Annotated in this window: 1 protein-coding gene; it reads right to left on the reverse strand. The window is 70.1% G+C overall.

The annotated features are described in order from the left end of the window. Window positions 1-529: helix-turn-helix domain-containing protein (locus tag AAHG09_RS31870; RefSeq protein ID WP_342112359.1), on the reverse strand; the 529-nt coding region annotated here is incomplete at both ends.

Raw genomic sequence — 529 nt, forward strand, 5'->3', positions numbered from 1 at the left:
CGGTGGCAGCGTCGCCGGATCACCGGTCAGCCATCGGGTGATGCGCCGTGTCGAGGGGATCCGAGCGGACGCCGGTCTGACCGGCGCTCCTGATCGCTGTCGCCCAGCCCAGCGTCGGACGATGTCGCAGCCGCCCGTGAAGCCCTGGGCGCGCAGTTCGCGATGGAGAACGGTCGCGCTGCGCTCGCCCTCCTGCCAACGTGTCTCGACGAAGGGGAGATGACGGTCGAGCCGGCTCGGACCTGGGGCACGGTGGTAGGGCATGAAGCGGCCAGCTCGGACCCAACGGCGCACGGCGTTGCGGGATGCGCCGATACGGCGGGCGATCTCCTTGGTCGGCATCCCTTCGCCGTGGAAGCGCAAGGCTGTCTCGCAGCGGTCGCGCCGCGGGTCATGCACCTTCGACGTTGGCGCGCTCTCCGTCGCATCGTGGCCATCGGAGGAGGCATGCACGAGGCGATGCGCCACGTCCCTGATCTCGGACTGGTACCGCTCGACGAGGCCGCGCAGCGCCTCGGAAGCATTGACC

The sequence above is a fragment of the Methylobacterium guangdongense genome, from assembly GCF_038442355.1.
Lineage (GTDB): Bacteria > Pseudomonadota > Alphaproteobacteria > Rhizobiales > Beijerinckiaceae > Methylobacterium > Methylobacterium guangdongense.